Origin of the sequence: Mesorhizobium sp. WSM3626, assembly GCF_000513935.1 — a bacterium.
Taxonomy (GTDB): Bacteria; Pseudomonadota; Alphaproteobacteria; order Rhizobiales; family Rhizobiaceae; genus Mesorhizobium; species Mesorhizobium salmacidum.
Genome location: NZ_AZUY01000025.1, coordinates 18,165 through 31,722 on the forward strand (window position 1 = coordinate 18,165; position 13,558 = coordinate 31,722).

13 protein-coding genes are annotated in these 13,558 nt (G+C 64.0%); 5 read left to right on the top strand and 8 right to left on the bottom strand.

Annotation, left to right across the window (positions count from 1 at the left end; all coding sequences use genetic code 11):
* Positions 1 to 14 precede the first annotated feature (14 nt).
* The gene (locus M653_RS0118140) at positions 15 to 923 is read right to left on the bottom strand and encodes a tagatose-bisphosphate aldolase (RefSeq protein WP_027144619.1); all 909 of its coding nucleotides are present in this window, start codon (positions 921 to 923) and stop codon (positions 15 to 17) included.
* Positions 924 to 1,205: 282 nt separating this feature from the next.
* On the opposite strand from M653_RS0118140, the gene M653_RS0118145 reads away from it, so the two are divergent.
* The 4 genes from M653_RS0118145 to M653_RS0118160 all read left to right on the top strand — a co-directional run bounded on the left by M653_RS0118145 (position 1,206) and on the right by M653_RS0118160 (position 5,428).
* A complete protein-coding gene (locus tag M653_RS0118145) occupies positions 1,206 to 2,111 on the top strand; it encodes a sugar-binding domain-containing protein (protein ID WP_027144620.1) in 906 nt (301 codons plus the stop codon).
* Positions 2,112 to 2,540: 429 nt separating this feature from the next.
* Positions 2,541 to 3,518, top strand: a complete 978-nt coding sequence (locus M653_RS0118150; protein WP_027144621.1) for an ABC transporter substrate-binding protein — start codon at positions 2,541 to 2,543, stop codon at positions 3,516 to 3,518.
* A gap of 100 nt (positions 3,519 to 3,618) precedes the next feature.
* Positions 3,619 to 4,680: a ribose ABC transporter gene (locus M653_RS0118155; RefSeq protein WP_027144622.1), complete on the top strand. Its 1,062-nt coding sequence runs from the start codon at positions 3,619 to 3,621 to the stop codon at positions 4,678 to 4,680.
* Positions 4,673 to 5,428 (top strand): ATP-binding cassette domain-containing protein, encoded by a 756-nt coding sequence (locus M653_RS0118160; protein WP_027144623.1) that lies wholly within the window; start codon positions 4,673 to 4,675, stop codon positions 5,426 to 5,428. The genes M653_RS0118155 and M653_RS0118160 overlap by 8 nt, the downstream gene beginning before the upstream one ends.
* 88 nt (positions 5,429 to 5,516) lie before the next feature.
* Here the strand turns inward: M653_RS0118160 and M653_RS0118165 are convergent, their stop codons facing one another.
* From M653_RS0118165 to M653_RS0118190, 6 genes are all read right to left on the bottom strand, one after another.
* A complete protein-coding gene (locus M653_RS0118165) occupies positions 5,517 to 6,023 on the bottom strand; it encodes an L-2-amino-thiazoline-4-carboxylic acid hydrolase (protein ID WP_027144624.1) in 507 nt (168 codons plus the stop codon).
* Positions 6,020 to 6,805, bottom strand: coding sequence for an ATP-binding cassette domain-containing protein (locus M653_RS0118170; RefSeq protein ID WP_027144625.1), 786 nt, complete (start codon positions 6,803 to 6,805; stop codon positions 6,020 to 6,022). The genes M653_RS0118165 and M653_RS0118170 overlap by 4 nt, the downstream gene beginning before the upstream one ends.
* A 4-nt stretch (positions 6,806 to 6,809) precedes the next feature.
* The gene (locus M653_RS0118175; RefSeq protein WP_027144626.1) at positions 6,810 to 7,685 is read right to left on the bottom strand and encodes an ABC transporter ATP-binding protein; all 876 of its coding nucleotides are present in this window, start codon (positions 7,683 to 7,685) and stop codon (positions 6,810 to 6,812) included.
* Positions 7,682 to 8,512, bottom strand: coding sequence for an ABC transporter permease (locus M653_RS0118180; protein WP_027144627.1), 831 nt, complete (start codon positions 8,510 to 8,512; stop codon positions 7,682 to 7,684). The genes M653_RS0118175 and M653_RS0118180 overlap by 4 nt, the downstream gene beginning before the upstream one ends.
* On the bottom strand, positions 8,509 to 9,489 hold the full coding sequence (locus M653_RS0118185) for an ABC transporter permease (RefSeq protein ID WP_027144628.1): 981 nt from the start codon (positions 9,487 to 9,489) through the stop codon (positions 8,509 to 8,511). The genes M653_RS0118180 and M653_RS0118185 overlap by 4 nt, the downstream gene beginning before the upstream one ends.
* Positions 9,490 to 9,762: 273 nt before the next feature.
* Positions 9,763 to 11,373, bottom strand: coding sequence for an ABC transporter substrate-binding protein (locus tag M653_RS0118190; RefSeq protein WP_027144629.1), 1,611 nt, complete (start codon positions 11,371 to 11,373; stop codon positions 9,763 to 9,765).
* A gap of 365 nt (positions 11,374 to 11,738) precedes the next feature.
* Here M653_RS0118190 and M653_RS0118195 point away from each other — a divergent pair, with 365 nt between their 5' ends.
* Complete coding sequence (locus M653_RS0118195) at positions 11,739 to 12,929, top strand: Xaa-Pro peptidase family protein (protein WP_027144630.1); 1,191 nt, start codon at positions 11,739 to 11,741, stop codon at positions 12,927 to 12,929.
* 206 nt (positions 12,930 to 13,135) lie between these two features.
* Here M653_RS0118195 and M653_RS0118200 read toward each other — a convergent pair whose 3' ends face one another.
* Entirely contained in the window at positions 13,136 to 13,552 is a 417-nt protein-coding gene (locus tag M653_RS0118200) for a cupin domain-containing protein (RefSeq protein WP_027144631.1), read from the bottom strand.
* Positions 13,553 to 13,558 lie beyond the last annotated feature (6 nt).

The following is a 13,558-nucleotide window of genomic DNA, read 5'->3' on the forward strand; positions in this document are numbered from 1 at the left end:
GATCCAACAGGATATCAGGCGGCGGCCTTCTGCCGATAGTGCCCGATCACCGCCTGGATCTCGCGCAGTCGCGGCACCGCGATGGTCTCAAGCCTTTCGCGTTGAATGTCACGGTCGAGCGAGATGCAGTCCTTCCACAGTGAACGGCCGGCGATCACACCGGAGGCGCCGTTTTGCATGGCGATCTCGACCTGGCCGAGAAAGGTGGCGTGGTTGACGCCAGCCGAAAGCACGGCCCACGGCACTTCGCCGGCCATCTTTGTAATGTTGGCGCAGGCTTCCGGTGTTCCGGGGTAGGGAAGCTTCAGCACCTTCGCGCCGCATTCCAGCGAGATCCTTGTACCCTCCTCGATCAGCCAGGGTGTCTTGGCCGCATAGTCCTCGGGGCTTTCACCTTCGAGCTGATAGGTCAGGAATTCGACCACGAGCAGCAGGTCCTCCTTGCAAAAATCGGTGATGCATTGGCGCAGGATGGCGATGTTGTGTTCGTTGGCCTGCGGCTTGTCGGCTCGCAGATACACCATGATCTTGCCGCCCGTGCCGCCGAGTTCGCGCACGCGCCGAGCATCGATGTCGGGAACCAGCCGAGACAGGCGGTAGCCTTCCGGCGAGACATCGAAACCGGAGGCGTCGAGGCCGATGAGGAGTGCGGTATCCCGGTTCAGCACGCCTTCATCGACAACCCGCGGCACGGCGCAGAGCGGGTCGAGCAGCACGCAGGAGGCCGCACTTGCCAGGTAGCGCGTGATGTCGGCCTTGGTGTCGCCGAGCATGTCGTTGGTGATCCTGGCCTGGTCCGCGGGGTCCGACGCCAGCAAGGTGCGCATGCCGCCGCGCTGGTCGCAAGCGATGGCCACCATGGCTCCGTCCTTGCCGCATATCTGCTGGTAGCCGCGCCGTTCCGCGGTGGTCATCTTCGTCATGGTCTTCTGTCCGATGTTGGCGCTCTCTCGCCGAGGGCGCTGATCCCGTGGATACAATGGTCAGTTTGCCCGCCCGCCGGCAGGGAGATTTTTGCCGCCTGAGGCATTGCCGGCCGCTGGGATAAGCAGCCTTGCCGGCGCTTGGCCTGGTATGGCCCTCAAGTTGCGAGTTCGCCGGATTTGCGCGATAACTCCCATCGGCGTATACGTGTGTAACACGTTGCTGAAAGGAATTGCAAGCTGTCTGTTCCCTCCGTCCAGGACGCGACCGCATCGCGCACCATGCTGCACACGGTTGCCAAGCTGCACTATGTGGAGGAGATGTCGCAGGTCGACATAGCGCGGCAGCTCGGTGTCTCCACCGCAACGATTTCGCGCCTGCTGCAGCGGGCGCGGGCCGAGGGTATCGTGCGCATCGAGGTCATCGACCTGGCGACGCCGGAAGATATCACCAGGGAACTTGTCGACGGATTGAAATTGCGGGACGCCGCCGTTGTCGAGACGCCGGCGGCGGGCGCGCTGACGGCGCTTTCCGCCCCGCTTGGCGCTTTGCTCAGGCAGGCGCAGCTGGTGGCCGGCTCTGTGGTCGCCATCGGCTGGGGGCGCGCCGTGCGCGAGGTCATTCGAGCCGGCCTGCCGCGCATGCCAGGCGTGCTGACGGTGGCCGCAACCGGCGGCATGCAGCAGCACGCGGCGCATTTCCAGGTCAACGAATTCGTGCGGCTTGCCGCGGAGGAGTTCGGCGGCACGCCGCACTTCATCCACGCCCCCTATCTGCCGTCGCGCGAGCTGCGCGAGGTCTTCCTCGGAGACGCCACCATCCGCGATGCCGTCGCGCTGTGGGACAGGACTGATGTGGCGATCGTCGGCATTGGCCTGCCGCATGCCATCAACGCGCCCGAGGCGAGTGCCGCCACGCCGAGCGAGCAGGCGCTGGTCCACGCGGCCGGCGATGTCCTTCGGCATTATTTCGATGCCGATGGCGTGCTGATAGCCTGGGAAGGAGAGGGCCGGATGATCGCCATGTCGCCGGCGCAACTTCGGGCCGTGCCCTTGGTGATCGGTATCGCCGCGACGCCGGAAAAAGCGACGGCCATCATTGGCGCCGCTCGCGCCCGGCTGATCAACGCGCTGGTAACGGATACCAAGACGGCGCAGGCCATCCTCGCGGTTCTTGCAACGCGATAGCTGCCGGACTGATGCCTCGCTGTCGGCGCGGAGAGAAGCTGTTGCGAAATCGATTGTGTCGCCGGGGAGTCGGGACGATAGTTCGCCGGGGCTCCGAGGAGCAGTCAGATGGTGTCTGGAAAAGCCGGCGTTGTGGCCTCGGAAAAAACCGTGTTGCAATTTATTTCTGCAAAGTGTTACAAACTGCGAACCCGGCGTGCAGGCATGCCGGGCGCGGTGGTTCCCTGACCTCGCGGAGGCGAGGAAAGCGAGCACGGCGATCGTGCCGGTCGGCTGGACCGGCTGACATTTAGACTGGAGGGCGCTTGGGAGGAGCTGCCCGCGAAAGGCAACAGGCGTTCCCGGCCGTCGGCATCCTGCCTCCGCGCGGATGACGGCCATTCCAATGTCACCGAAAACGGCAGAACTGCCAACAATGAGGAGGATGTCATGAAGAAGATCGTTGCCGCGCTCGCGGTACTTGCCGTCAGCGCGACGGTGCTGATGGCGCCCGCGCAGGCGCAGGACAAGAAATACACCATTGCGCTCATTCCAGGCCTCACCACCGACGGCTTCTACATCACCATGCGCAAGGGTGCCCAGGCGGCGGCCGATGCGCTCGGCGTGAACCTAGTCTTCCAGGGCGCTCCAGACTTCAACCCGGTCACCCAGGTGCCGGTGCTCGACGCGGTCATCGCCAAGAAGCCGGATGCGATCCTGATCGCGCCGACCGACAAGGTTCAGCTGGTCGAGCCGCTGCGCAAGGCCAATGACGCCGGCATCCCGGTCATAACAGTCGATACTTTCATCGGCAGCGGCGTCTACCAGACGGGTGCCGGCGATGCCGATTTCCCGCTGGCCTACATTGCCTCGGACAATGTGCTGGGCGGCGAGATCGCCGCGCGCGCGCTGGCCACCGCCATCGGCGACAAGGGCAAGGTCTATGTGTCGAACGTCAAGCCCGGCATTTCGACCACCGACCAGCGCGAAGAAGGGTTCAAGAAGGAGATGGCCAAGCATACGGGCATCACCGTGCTGGAGACCCAATTCAATGATGACGACGCCAACAAGGCGGCCTCGCAGCTGCAGGCTGTCTTCGCGCGCAATCCCGATCTCGTCCGCGTGTTCGGCGCCAATCTGTTCTCGGCCCTGGGTGCCGCCAACGGCGTCAAGCAGGCGGGCCAGACGGGCACCGTCAAGGTCGTTGCCTTCGATGCACCGACCAGCATCGTCGACAACATCAATACCGGCCTCGTGGATGTGGCAATCGCCCAGCATCCCGCCGAGATCGGTTATTTCGGGGTCGTTTCGGCCTATGCCCATCTGACCGGCCAGTCGATCCCAGTCGCGATCGGCACCGGCTTCACGATCATGGACAAGTCCAACATCGCGGACCCGAAGATCTCGAAGTATCTCTACTCCGAGTAGGTCCAGACGAGCTTGGCTCCTCCCGGTCGCCGGGGGGAGCTCGTGCCGGGTCCCGCAAAAGGCGGGGCCTGTTTGAAGGCAGCCGCGCCGCGGAGTATTCATGACCTCGACATCACCAGCCCAGCCGGCCGAGAAGCATGTCGCCCCCCAGGCCGATCATGGCGATCCGGCCAGGACCCTGATCGGACGCATCGCCGAAGGGCGCGCCTGGTTGTTCCTCGCCGGCCTGATCATCTGTTTCGAGATATGGTCGAGGTTCGCCTTCGGCGCGACGTTCGTGCTCAACCCGTTCAACTTGCAGTCCATCGCGATCTTCGCGATAGCGCCGCTGCTGCTTGCGACCGGACAGACCTTCGTCATCATTTCGGGCGGTATAGACCTGTCGCTCGGCTTCATCATGGGGCTTGCCGCAGTCGTTGCCGCACATGCCACCAATCTGGCGGGCGCCGCCATTCCCTTGCCGCTGGCCATGCTGGCTGGCATCCTTGCGGCGGTGATAGTCGCCAGCTTGCCCGGCATTATCAATGGCCTCCTAATCTCGCGCCTCAGGGTGCCGCCGTTCATCGGAACGCTCGGCATGTTCGGCGTGGCGCGCGGTGTCGCCTTCCTGCTTGCCGGCGGCACGACTGTGCCGGTGCAGAATTCCTGGTTCGCGCTGCTCGGCAATGGCAAGTTCCACGGCGTGCCTTATCTGGTCATGATCGCTGCCGTCTTCGTCATCGCGATGCATTATCTGCTCGGCCAGACGCGGTTCGGCCAACACAATTATGCCATCGGCGCCAATGTGCAGGCGGCGCGGCGTGCCGGTATCGACATCAGGGGCCACATATTGCGGCTCTATGTGCTGTCGGCGATGTGCGCCGGCCTTGGCGGGGCGCTCTACGCGGCGCGCTTCACCGCCGGCGCGGCACAAGCCGGCGAGCCGTTGCTGCTCGACAGCGTCGCTGCGGTGGTGATCGGCGGCGCCAGCCTGTTCGGCGGCTCCGGCACGATCCTGGGCACGGTCGCCGGCGCGCTGGTGATCGCGGTGATCCAGTACGGGCTGGTCTTCGTCAATGTCGAGCCGTTCTGGCAGTTCATCGCCGTCGGCGTCGTCATCATCATTTCCGTGCTCATAGACCAGGCGCAGCGCCGGTTCAGTGGAGGCCGCCAGGATGAATAACACCAACCCGAACACCCCCTTGCTCGAAGTCCGCAACTTGTCCAAGCATTTCGGCGCCGTGCGTGCGCTGAATGATTTCTCCATGGCCGTGCGGGCGGGCGAAGTGGTGGCGCTTGCCGGCGACAATGGTGCAGGCAAGACAACGCTGATCAAGGCGATCTCGGGCGTGTTCCAGCCGACAGGCGGCGAAATCCTGCTCGGTGGCCAGCCGGTGGCATTCGCGACGCCGCAGGAGGCGCGCGAAAAAGGCATCGAGACGATCTACCAGGATCTGGCCTTGGCCGACAATCTATCGATCGGCGCCAACATCTTCCTTGGCCGCGAACCGATGCGCAAGGCGTTCGGCTTCCTGCCGGTGCTCGACCGCAAGGCGATGGCCGACGCGGCCAGGGAGACGATGAAGCGGCTGGATTTCCACGTCAGCCGGATGAACGCCCCGGTCAGCAATTTCTCAGGCGGCCAGCGCCAGGCCGTCGCCATCGGCCGCGCCGTCTACTGGGACGCGCAGATCCTCATCATGGACGAACCGACGGCGGCATTGGGCGTGCCGGAGCAGCGCAAGGTGATTTCGCTGATCCACCAGCTCAAGGCGCAAGGACGCGGCGTGATCTTCATCTCGCATAATCTGCAGGATATCTTTGCGGTCTCGGACCGCATCGTCGTGCTGCGGCGCGGCGTCCAGGCCGGCGAGCGCAAGATTTCCGAGACCAACCATGATGAGGTCGTCCGGCTGATGGTCGGGGGTTAGGGCGTGTTGATATTCAGGTGATGCGGTATCAGCCGCTTTGGGCTCAGCCAGAGCTGAACCACAACGCATTCTTTGGACGATAAATTGCTTAGCCGGCATCGCGATTGGTTAGCACGATGTGGCAGCAGCCGGATCCGTGGCCCGGCGTCCAGGTGATGTTGTCGAAGCGCACGCCGGTCGCCTCGAACAGCCCGCGGTCGAAGGCGCCGGCGATGCGGCAGAGGGTCGCGAGCTTGTCGTCGCCGACACCAGCCTCGACCCAGGCATCCTTCAGCGGGCAGCGCTTGACCTTGAAAGCGATGCGGTCATCACTGCGTTCGATATCGGTCGGGTACATCAGGCCGCTATCCGGGCTGACAGCCAGAAACGCCTCGCCGATTGCTGGCGCATCGTTGGGGCCGAAGGTGGCAAAAGCGGCCGCTGCAACCTCCCTACCACGCTGTTCGATGGTGCGGATCATGATCGCCTCGGCCTTTTCAGCGCCCAGCTCCTCGGTCAATTCGTCGAGAAAAAGGCGATAGAGATCGGCGCGGTTGCGGAAGGCGGAATCGAGCTCGCGCGACAGTTTCTCTGCTCTGGCTTCGGGATCGGTCATGATGCGTCCTGTGTGGTCGTGTGTAATCTCGGGGCGGCTGCCACCAGCGCCTGGCCGACGGCCGATTGCGGTGCACCGATGACGGTTCGGGCATCACCGTTCTCGGCGATCCGACCGGCATCGAAAAGGATGACACGGTGGGCGACCGCCCGGACGACGCCGAGATCATGCGAAATGAAGAGATAGGCGATCCGTTCCTCGCGCTGCAGGTCGAGCAGCAGATTGAGGATCTGGCCGCGCACTGAAACATCGAGCGCCGATACTGCTTCGTCAAGCACGATCAGCGACGGTTTGGTGGCGATGGCGCGGGCAATCGCCACGCGCTGCCGCTGACCGCCGGAGATTTCGTGGATGGCGCGGGGCGCGAGATCGGCCGCCAGGCCGACCCGTTCCAGCAAGGCAGCGATGCGGCGCGGGCGCTCGAATCGCGAGGCGACGCCGTGGATGCGCAAGGGGTCGTCGAGGACGCGCGCCACCGTGGCGCGCGGATTGAAGGCGGCGAGCGGATCCTGGAACACCATCTGCAGGCGGGCGCGGCGCGCACGCAAGGCCGCGCCGCGCAAGGCAAGGAAATTATCACCTTCGAATTCGATGCGTCCGCCATCCGGCTCGATCAGTCGCAGCACCAGCCGCGCGATTGTCGACTTGCCGCTGCCGGAAGGGCCTGCCAGCGCCAGCGTTTCGCCTGGCTCGACATGGAAGGAGACATCGTCCACCGCGGCGAGAGTCTTGCCGCCGCGACTATAGCGTTTGATGAGATTGGACACCGTCAGCAGGTTCATGGGTTCAGCCGCTTCGGTTCAGCAAGGGCTCGGCGTCGAGGCCGATATGGGCGTCGAGCAGCGCGCGTGTATAGGCTTGCGTCGGTGCGTTGACGATTTGCCCAGTGCCGCCGATTTCGATCAGTTCGGCATGACGAAATACGGCGATGCGTTCGGCAAGCTCGGCGGCGAGCGCAATGTCATGGCTGATAAACAGCAGCGCCATGCCGTCCTCGGCCACCAGCCGTCGGATCAGCGCGATGATCTCGGCCTGCACGATGGTGTCGAGCGCGCTGGTCGCCTCGTCGGCGATCAGCAGTTTCGGCCCGGCGGCAATCGCGGCGGCAATCGCCACACGCTGCTTTTGACCGCCGGAGAGCTGGTGCGGGAAGGCGTGAATGGTGGAGTCCGGGTCGGGCAGGTGGACGCGTTCGAGCAGTGTCTTTGCCCTGACATGAGATGCTGGCCAGCCGAGACCAAGATGGGTGCGCACCACTTCCGCGATTTGTTTGCCGACGGTCATCACCGGGTCGAGGCTGGCTGATGGGTCCTGGAAGACGAAGCCGATGTCGCGGCCGCCGAGGAGGGTATGGTTTGGCTTGGAGGCAGACTTTCGGCCCCTGCGCCCTACGAGGCCCCCCTCCGGCAGGACAGAGGGGGGTGCCTTGGCACCCAACGATGAAAGGGAGAACCACTCGATGCTCCCTTCTGCCCTGGCGGACTGCGGCAACAACCCCGCGATCGCCAGCGCCAGCGTGCTCTTGCCCGAACCGCTTTCGCCGATAATCGCCAGCCGTTCGCCTGCCTGGACATTGAGAGTAATGTTCTTCAGCGCCGCGACGTCGCTGCCATCGCGGCGGTAGGTCACCGTCAGATCGCGGATCGACACCAGCACCGTCACGACAGACCCCTGCGCACGGCCGTCGTCTCGACGATGCCTTCGCCGGCGAGATAGACGCCCAATACCGTCAGCACCAGCGCAATGCCCGGGACGATCGAGAGGAACGGCGCGGTGCGCAAGACAGCGCGCCCTTCCGCGATCATGCCGCCCCAGGTGACGCGGTTGGGATCCCCGAGGCCAAGGAAGGACAGAGCCGCTTCAGTGAGGATCGCGGCGGCGACGATGACCGACGACATCGCCAGCACCGGCGGCAAGGCATTGGGCAGCACTTCGCGAAAGGCGATCTCCAGCGGACGCATGCCGATGACGCGGGCACCGGCGACATAGTCGCGCTCACGGATCGACAGCACTTCCGCGCGCGCAATGCGCGCTGGCCCGGTCCAGGTGCCGAGCGCTATCGCCACGACGACGACGCCGAGCGAGGGGCCAACCACGCTGACGAAGGCCAGTGCCAGCAGGAAGCCAGGCACGGTCTGGAACGCGTCGGTGATGCGCATCAGCACCTCGTCGACGAGGCCGCCGGCAAAGCCGGCCAGCGTGCCGACGACCGCGCCGATGACGAGGGCCGCGGCGGCCGCGGCAAGGCCGACAGCAAGCGAGGTGCGGGCGCCGTGGAACAGTTCGGCCAGTACGTCGCGGCCGAGCCGGTCGGTGCCGAGCGGCAGCGACCAATCCTGGAATGGCGGCAGCAGCGCGGGGCCGGCAATCGCTTGCGGGTCCCCGGGAAACAACAGCGAGGCCGACAGCGCCATGGCAAACAGCACCGTCAAAAGGATAGTGCCGGCAACTGCCTCGGGCGTGCGCAGGAAGCGGCGCAGACGTCTCATGCGCCCGCCTCACTGGCGCCGACGCGCGGGTCGAGGAAGGCATAGGCGATGTCGACAAGAAGGTTGATGAGGATGACCAGCACTGCGCTTGTGAGGATGATGCCAAGCAGCAAGGGGGTGTCGCGCGCGGCCACCGCTTCCTGCGCCAGCCGGCCGAGGCCGGGCACGGCAAAGACGCTCTCGATGACGACGCTGCCACCCAGCATCTGCGCCGATTGCAGACCGAGCATGGTGACCAGCGGCAGCAGTGCGTTGCGGGCGACATGGGCGAGCACGATGCGGCGGCGCGACAGCCCCCTGGCGCGGGAGGCCAGCACAAAATCCTGGCGCCAGACCTCGGCCATGCCGGCGCGCATCATGCGCAGATAGAGCGCCAGATAGATGAAGCCGAGTGCTGAAACCGGCAGCACCAGATGGATAGCTATGTCGGCGGCGCGGTCGAGACCGGTCTTGTCCGAGGCCAGCGTCTCGACGCCGCCGATCGGCAGCCAGCGCAGGTCGACGGCGAAGATTACGATCAGCACCAGGCCGAGCCAGAAGCCGGGCACCGCGTAGAGCGCCAGCGAGGCGACGGAGAGAAAACGGTCGCGCAAACTGCCGGGCCTTGCGCCGGCATAGATGCCGAGCGTCGAGCCGAGGCCGAAGGAGAGCGCGGTGGCGCTGACCATCAGGATGAGCGTGGTCGGCAAGCGCTCGAGGATGACGTCGCGGATCGGCCTGGAGAAGGTGACGGACTGGCCGAGGTCGAGATGCAGCAATGCCCAGAGATAATTGGCGAGCCGCGTCAACTCCGACTGGTCAAGGCCCCAGCGGTGGCGCAAGAGCTCGATCATACCGGCATCGCCGCCGGTCGAGACGATGTAGGCGTCGACTGCATCACCCGGGGCGGCTTCGAGCAAAAGGAAAGTGCCGATGACGACGATCAGCAGTACGAAAATGCTGCCGACGAGGCGACGGCGGAGGAGGACCAGGGTCATCGGCGCCCCGGAATTTTGACGCGCGGCTGGCTATAACAAATGCCGAGCCCCGGCGCCCCCCTCTGTCCTGCCGGACATCTCCCCCGCAAGGGGGGAGATTGGCTGTTGCCAGCGACCTGCCCAATCTCCGATGTTGCAGAATTGGCGAGACGGACAAGTTGCTGATCTCCCCCCCTGCGGGGGAGATGTCCGGCAGGACAGAGGGGGGTGTGAAGGAACTCGGCTTTTGCCCAAGGTCCCATTCTCGCGCGAATTCTCATCCGGGTGAGTGTGTCACGATTCCAAATATGTGTCCGCCCAGTTCGAAACCGCCCAGCGCGGGTTGTTGGCGATGTTGCCGACCTTGTCACTGGCGACGCTGATAAAACTCCATTCGGCGACGTTGATCAGCGGCAGGTCGGCCGCGACCTGCTTCTGGAACTCCTTGTAGAGGTCGGTGCGCGCCGTGGTGTCGAGCGTTTCGGAGGCCTTGGTGATCAGCGCGTCGAGCGCGTCGTTCTTGTAGCCGCCTTGGTTGGAGAACGGCACGCCATCGGGAATGCCGCTCTGCACCAGGATGGTGGTCGAGATCGCCGGGTCGCCGCGGAAGACCGGCGGGCCGACCGCGAGGTCGAAGGCGTGGTCTGTGTAGACCGCCTTGATGTGCGCCGCCGAGTCGTTGTTGACCAGCTGCGCGTCGATGCCTATTGCCGCGAGCGCCTGGCGCAGATAGTCGCCGAACTGTTTTGTCTCGTTGAAATAGGGGGCCGGCAAGAGCTTGAGCGAGAAACGGTTGCCGTCGGCGCCTTTCCTGTAACCGGCTTCATCGAGCAGCGCGTTGGCCTTGGCGACGTCGAAGGCATAAGTCGGCACGTCGGCGGTGTAGAATTGCGGATCGTTCTTCGGCACCGGGCCGGTGGCGGTGGCGGCATAGCCGAGGAACATCGTCTTGACGACGAAATCCTTGTCGATGGCATGCGCGATGGCCTGGCGCACCTTGATGTCGGCCAGTTCCTTGCGGCGATGGTTGATCTCGACCACGAGCTGGTAGGTCAGGCCCTCATAACCCTTGGTGATGACCTTCAGGCCGGGAACCTTGGAGATGCGGTCGAGGTCGGCCAGTGGCACGGCGGAGAAAGCCGCGAGCTGGATTTCCTCGGCCTCGAGCGCGGCAGCGGCCGAGGTACGGTCGGGCAGGACCTGATAAATGATTTCGTCGAGATAGGGCTCGTCCTTACTCCAGTAATCGGTGTTCTTCGTCAGCCGGTAATACTGGCCGGCCTTGTACTCGCCGAACTTGAACGGCCCGGTGCCGATGGGTGCGTTGTTGGCCGGGTTGTCCTCGATCTTGCCGACTTCGTAGACGTGCTTCGGCACGACGCTCGACAGTGCCGGCAAGGCGTTTCGGATCAGCTGGAACGGCGTCGGCTTGGCGAATTTGAACACTGCGGTCAGATCGTCTGGTGTGTCGACCGCGCTGAGGTCCTTGAACACCGTGCGGCCGAGATTCTGCAGCGGCTTCCAGATCCGCAGCGCCGAGAAGGCGACGTCGGCCGAGGTGAACGGCTTGCCGTCATGCCATTTGACTCCTTCGCGCAGCTTGAACGTCGCCGACAACCCGTCGGCGGCGCCTTCCCAGCTCACCGCCAGCCGAGGTGCAAGCCCATCCTTACCCTCGAAGGAGGCTTCGGCCAGCGTCTCGACGATCTTGCTGGAGATGAAGAAGACGCCGTTGGAGGCGACGATCGCCGGATTGAGATTGCGTGGCTCGGAATCGGCGGCAAGCACGAGCCGACCGCCCTTCTTCGGCGTCTGTGCCCAGCTTGATGTCGGCATGGCCGTGGAGGCCAGCAGTATTGCCGAGCCGGTAAGCATGGTGCGCCTGGAAATGGTGAAACCTGACATGATCGAACTCCGTCCTCTCCGCGACCGGGCGCGACAACACCCCCTCGAACGCCGGCGCGTGCATCGGCATTCTTGCGGCGGATTATGAGCCTTGCCGAGGGTTTCGCCAGAGATGGAATTGGCGCATCGTTGCTTGGCTTTGAAATTTTCGTCCGCTGGACCAGTTAGCACAAGTCCATTCAATTCGGCTGGCTGGTAGGACCAGATCTGCGGATATATGGACAAATGACGCTTGGTGACCGTCGGGGCGTTGCGTCGTAAACATTCTGGCTAGACCACAGTGAGAAAAATGGTGCAGATTTGATCGCGAGCCGGCGGATCGAGTGCGAAACAGCACCGATCCCGGGCAATTCAGGGAGAGAGTGATGAACATTGCGCCGGGCAAGAGTGCCGTCAGCAATATCCCGTTCGACCAGGCGAGGGTCGACCGGCTTATGGAGGAGGCGGGCATCGACGTGCTGCTTGCGACCTCCAAGCACAACACGCAATATCTGTTGGGCGGCTACAAGTTCATCTTCTTCGCCGCCATGGATGCGATCGGCCACAGCCGCTACCTGCCAATCGTCGTCTACGAGAAGGGCGGGCCGGACCATGCGGCCTATATCGGCAACCGCATGGAGGGCGGCGAGCACCAGAACCATCCGTTCTGGACGCCGACGCTGCATGCCGCCTGCTGGGGCACGCTCGATGCCGCCAATCTTGCCGTCGAGCATGTCAGGAAGATCGGCAAGGACGGTGCCCGCATCGGCATCGAACCCGGCTTCCTGCCGTCGGACGCCTATGCGCTGGTCCGCAAGGCATTGCCCGACGCGAAATTGATCGACGCGACCGACATGCTGGAACGCATGCGCGCCATCAAGACGGACGCGGAGCTCGAAAAGCTGCGCACCGCCTCCGAACTGATCACGGATTCCATGCTGGCGACCATCGCCTGGGCGCGTGAGGGCACGACCAAGAGCGAGATGATCGAGCAGCTACGGCGCGAGGAGACCAATCGCGGCGCGCATTTCGAATATTGCCTGCTTACGCTGGGCTCCAGCCACAACCGCGCTTCGTCAAGCCAGGCGTGGAGGAACGGCGAGGTGCTGTCGATCGATTCCGGCGGCAATTATCACGGCTATATCGGCGACCTCTGCAGGATGGGCATTCTGGGCGAACCGGACGCAGAGCTGGAAGATCTGTTGGCCGAGGTGGAGACCATGCAGCAGGCGGCCTTCTCGAAGGTGAAGGCGGGCACGCTTGGCGGCGACATGATTGCTCACGCCGAGGGTGTGCTGAAGACATCCAAGGTCGCGCCCTACACGGATTTCTTCGCCCACGGCATGGGCCTGATCACGCATGAGGCGCCGTTCCTGATGACCAACCATCCGGTGACTTATGAAGGCACTTATGCCGCCAAGCCGCTGGAGAAAAACATGGTGCTGTCGGTGGAGACCACCATGCTTCACCCGACGCGCGGCTTCATCAAGCTGGAGGATACGGTGGCGGTGACGGATGCTGGTCATGTGATGTTCGGTGATCGGGGCAGGGGCTGGAACAAGGGTGGTACGGCCTGATTGGATTGAGGTGCGCTGCCCCTCATCCGGCTGCCGCCACCTTCTCCCGTATAGGGACGGGCAGAAGGGAGCTGTCGCAACCTCCGCGCTCGTCCTGCACCGTTGAAAATTGACGAAAGCATCGGTGTAGCGTCTTTCTCACCGTCACTTCACGGGGAGAAATGTCCGGCAGGACAATGAGGGGCGGCGCCGCCCCGAGCAGATCATCACTGTCCCGCCGGGATCAGCCTGAAATCCGGCAATTCACGCAACCCAAGCTCCGGTCCCGCCGGCGAATAAACCACGAAGAGCTGCATAGGCCCGTCACCAGTGTTGAGCGTCGAGTGGAATCGGCTTTCCGGCACATAGATGGTGCAGCCGGGGCCGACATTCTCGACCACCGGATTGCCCTTCTCGTCCTCGACCATCTGTTCGCCATGGCCCGAGATGACGAAGATGATTTCCTCGGCGCCGGGATGGTTATGGCGGGTATGGCCCTTGCCCGAGGGCAGGTCGACGACGCCGCCGGAAAAGCGGGTCGCGCCATTCACTTCGGGCGCAACGGTCAGGGACAATTTCCCCCAGTCGAAACCGAAGGCGCTGACGTCCTTCGGGTAGACAAACACCTTGCTCTTGTCGGCCATCTCTCA

Excerpts from the sequence above, each read along its gene's own strand:
- M653_RS0118140 (WP_027144619.1), bottom strand. The coding sequence starts at position 923 with ATGACGAAGATGACCACCGCGGAACGGCGCGGCTACCAGCAGATATGC.
- M653_RS0118145 (WP_027144620.1), top strand. The coding sequence starts at position 1,206 with ATGCTGCACACGGTTGCCAAGCTGCACTATGTGGAGGAGATGTCGCAG.
- M653_RS0118150 (WP_027144621.1), top strand. The coding sequence starts at position 2,541 with ATGAAGAAGATCGTTGCCGCGCTCGCGGTACTTGCCGTCAGCGCGACG.
- M653_RS0118155 (WP_027144622.1), top strand. The coding sequence starts at position 3,619 with ATGACCTCGACATCACCAGCCCAGCCGGCCGAGAAGCATGTCGCCCCC.
- M653_RS0118160 (WP_027144623.1), top strand. The coding sequence starts at position 4,673 with ATGAATAACACCAACCCGAACACCCCCTTGCTCGAAGTCCGCAACTTG.
- M653_RS0118165 (WP_027144624.1), bottom strand. The coding sequence starts at position 6,023 with ATGACCGATCCCGAAGCCAGAGCAGAGAAACTGTCGCGCGAGCTCGAT.
- M653_RS0118170 (WP_027144625.1), bottom strand. The coding sequence starts at position 6,805 with ATGAACCTGCTGACGGTGTCCAATCTCATCAAACGCTATAGTCGCGGC.
- M653_RS0118180 (WP_027144627.1), bottom strand. The coding sequence starts at position 8,512 with ATGAGACGTCTGCGCCGCTTCCTGCGCACGCCCGAGGCAGTTGCCGGC.
- M653_RS0118185 (WP_027144628.1), bottom strand. The coding sequence starts at position 9,489 with ATGACCCTGGTCCTCCTCCGCCGTCGCCTCGTCGGCAGCATTTTCGTA.
- M653_RS0118190 (WP_027144629.1), bottom strand. The coding sequence starts at position 11,373 with ATGTCAGGTTTCACCATTTCCAGGCGCACCATGCTTACCGGCTCGGCA.
- M653_RS0118195 (WP_027144630.1), top strand. The coding sequence starts at position 11,739 with ATGAACATTGCGCCGGGCAAGAGTGCCGTCAGCAATATCCCGTTCGAC.
- M653_RS0118200 (WP_027144631.1), bottom strand. The coding sequence starts at position 13,552 with ATGGCCGACAAGAGCAAGGTGTTTGTCTACCCGAAGGACGTCAGCGCC.